Raw genomic sequence first — 2,990 nt, 5'->3', positions numbered from 1 at the left:
GGATCTCCCTGCTCTGCAAAAATCCTGATAGAGTGCGGAACAACTTTCCTCATCCGCAGATTTGCGGTTATGCCAGAAACCCCCCTCCTCCTTTGGGAGAAGTGAAGGCAGCCTATTCCGAAGTCAGTTGACGTTCCATCAGGCGGGTGAGGGCGGCGGTGGGGGTGGTCTGCCCTTGCAACAACAGATGCACTTCCTGGGTGATGGGCACCTGAATGCCGTGCTGGGCAGCGATCTCGACCACGACGGGAGCGGTGTAAACCCCTTCGGCGGTGCCCTCCATTTCGGCCAAAATCTGCGACAAAGGCTTGCCCTGGCCCAGCCCGTAGCCCACTCGGTAGTTGCGGCTCAAGCGGCTGTGGCAGGTGGCCAGCAGATCCCCCAACCCCGACAGGCCATTGAAGGTTTCTGCCCGTGCCCCCAGCTTAGATCCCACCCGGATCATCTCTGCCAGGCCGCGGGTAACCAGAGCCGCACGAGCATTGGCCCCCAGTTGCAAGCCATCACACACGCCAACAGCGATGGCGATAACATTTTTCAGGGTGCCGCCTAGCTCCACTCCCAGCGGATCGCTGCTGGTATAGAGGCGGAACCGCTCCGAGGAAAGGGCATACTGCACCTGCACAGCGGCCCAGGGATCCCGGCTGGCCACCACTGCCGCTGCCGGCAAGCCTTGGCGGATCTCCGCCGAAAGATTAGGCCCCGAAAGCACCACCAGGGGCTGCTCCGGGAAGGTGGCCCCCCAAATTTGGGTAGGGGTCAGAAGCTGCAGTGGATCCAACCCTTTGGTGGCCGAGACCAAAATTGCCTGCGGCGGGATCCCCACTTGGCGCACCGCTTCCACCACAGGGCGTACCCCCGCCATAGAGACGGCTGAGATGAGGATTTGGGATCCCTGGAGCACTTCTGCCAAATCCAGGCCCTTGCGGCGATTCCAAACCCGCACCCGGTGCCCTTGCCCCTGAGCCAGCATCGCCAGGGTACTTCCCCAAGCCCCGGCTCCCAAGATGGCAACGCTTTGCGGGGATGTTGGGCTTTGGCCTTCTGCGCTAGTGTTCATCTAATCTGTTCACCCGCAGACTTTCTCTTAAGCTTTCTTCGTAGGATGCCTCTCAAAAAGCCTGCGCCGGCAAAGGGAAGACCGGCGACAAAGGTTAGTATGGGTGGATACCAAATCATGGGTTAGCTCGAGAGCAGACGACATGGCAGAAGCAGGGATCCCCCGCCTTCCTCCTGAGGTAGCTGCCAAAATGGGAACCTGGCAGCACGGGTATGCCCTTACCAATGGCATTCAACTGCACTACGTCACCCAAGGGGAAGGGGAGCTGGCGATCTTGTTGCACGGTTTTCCGGAGTTTTGGTACTCCTGGCGGCATCAGATTCCGGTGTTGGCGCAGCGGTTTCGCGTGGTGGCACCCGACATGCGCGGCTACAACGATTCCGACAAACCGGATCACGGCTATGACCTGGATACCCTTACTGAGGATATTCGCGGCTTGCTGAGCCACTTTGGGGCTCAGAGGGCGGTGGTCGTAGCCCACGATTGGGGGGGAGCCATTGCCTGGCACTGGGCGCAATTTTTCCCTGAGGAGATTCGCAAGCTGGCCGTCCTCAATTCTCCCCATCCGGCCTGCTTTCGCCGGGAATTCTTGAGCAACTTGGATCAACTGCGCCGCAGTTGGTACCTGTTCTTTTTTCAATTGCCTTGGCTGCCAGAGTGGGTGCTGCAGTGGGATTTGGGAGATTGGGTGCGCCGCATTTTCCAGGAAACCTCGGTGCGCAAAAGCGCCTTCACCCGCCACGACCTCAAGCTCTACCAAGAGGCCCTCTCCAAACCCAAGGTTCTCACCTCTGCCCTCAACTACTACCGCCAGCTGTTTAACCTGCCCACTTTGCAGAACCTGTTTTTGCAGCCCATGCGGCAAATCCTCGCCCCTACCCTGCTGATTTGGGGAGAAGAAGACTTTGCCCTCAGCCGCGAGCTAACTGAGGGGATGGATCCCTTTTTCCCCAACGGCCTGCGCAAGGAGTACATCCCCGAATGCGGCCACTGGGCGCAACAGGAAGCTCCGCAAACGGTCAATCGGCTGCTGATGGAGTTTCTCTAGCGGGCCGGGCTTGGGATCCGCTCTTTACCATCTTCAAGGGTTGACCCTAGAATAATCCACTGAATTCTACGGGAGAACCGGCATGGCCCTGGAGTATCCATCCCATCTGCGCTATGTGGACACCCACGAGTACATCCATGTTGAGGATGATATTGCGGTGATTGGGATCACAGCTTATGCCGTCGATCAACTGGGGGATATCGTTTTCGTGGGCTTGCCCGAAGAAGGGACAGAGATTGAAAAAGGGGAAAGCTTTGGCTCGGTGGAATCGGTCAAAGCCGTCGAAGATCTCTATGCCCCTCTTTCTGGAGAGGTGGTAGCCGTGAATACAGCGGTGGTGGAGAGCCCCGAAAGCCTTGCCGACGATCCCTATGGCGATGGCTGGCTGATCAAGGTGCGCATTGCCAACCCCGAAGATCTCGAGGACACCATGAGCGCCGAAGCCTACGCCAGTTTGGTGGAGGGATCCTAAACTCCAGCAGTTGGCCCTGAACTACAGCAAAGTCTCTCGGTTACCCCCCTCAGCTTTGGCTTGGTAGAGGGCCTTGTCGGCAGCAGCCAGCAGACTTTGTGGGTCAGTTCCCTCTCCCAGCTCCAGCAGAGAGGCGATGCCCACACTGCAGCTTAGGGAGATGGTCTCCGCTTCCACCTGCACCGACAGGGACTGGACAGCCTGCCGCAAGCGTTCTGCCAGCCCTAGGATCTGCGAGTTCGGGATCCCGCGCACCAGCAGGGCAAACTCATCGCCCCCCAAGCGGGCCACCAGATCGTCTTGGCGAACGTGAGCTTGCAATCGCCGCGCCACCTGGATTAAGGTTTGATCCCCAGCCCAGTGCCCCCAGCGGTCGTTGATTTGCTTAAACCCATCCAAATCCAGATAGA

At 58.9% G+C, this 2,990-nt stretch carries 4 protein-coding genes; 2 read left to right on the top strand and 2 right to left on the bottom strand.

What is annotated here, in order from left to right; translation table 11 throughout:
- Nucleotides 1-112: 112 nt before the first annotated feature.
- The gene (locus NW837_RS09770) at nucleotides 113-1,060 is read right to left on the bottom strand and encodes an NAD(P)H-dependent glycerol-3-phosphate dehydrogenase (RefSeq protein WP_414331099.1); all 948 of its coding nucleotides are present in this window, start codon (nucleotides 1,058-1,060) and stop codon (nucleotides 113-115) included.
- A 142-nt stretch (nucleotides 1,061-1,202) separates the two neighbouring features.
- Here NW837_RS09770 and NW837_RS09765 point away from each other — a divergent pair, with 142 nt between their 5' ends.
- Both NW837_RS09765 and gcvH read left to right on the top strand, forming a co-directional pair.
- Nucleotides 1,203-2,108, top strand: coding sequence for an alpha/beta fold hydrolase (locus NW837_RS09765; protein ID WP_414331097.1), 906 nt, complete (start codon nucleotides 1,203-1,205; stop codon nucleotides 2,106-2,108).
- Between the two features lie 82 nt (nucleotides 2,109-2,190).
- Complete coding sequence (gcvH, locus tag NW837_RS09760) at nucleotides 2,191-2,580, top strand: glycine cleavage system protein GcvH (protein ID WP_011432013.1); 390 nt, start codon at nucleotides 2,191-2,193, stop codon at nucleotides 2,578-2,580.
- A 21-nt stretch (nucleotides 2,581-2,601) separates the two neighbouring features.
- Here gcvH and NW837_RS09755 read toward each other — a convergent pair.
- Nucleotides 2,602-2,990, bottom strand: a 389-nt coding sequence (locus NW837_RS09755; RefSeq protein WP_414331094.1) for a GGDEF domain-containing protein, incomplete at its 5' end; no start/stop codon positions are given.

Source organism: Synechococcus sp. R6-10, assembly GCF_047461815.1.
Taxonomy (GTDB): domain Bacteria; phylum Cyanobacteriota; class Cyanobacteriia; order Thermostichales; family Thermostichaceae; genus Thermostichus.
Note: the sequence above shows the minus strand (reverse complement) of the source record. Positions and strands in the feature narration are given on the sequence as shown.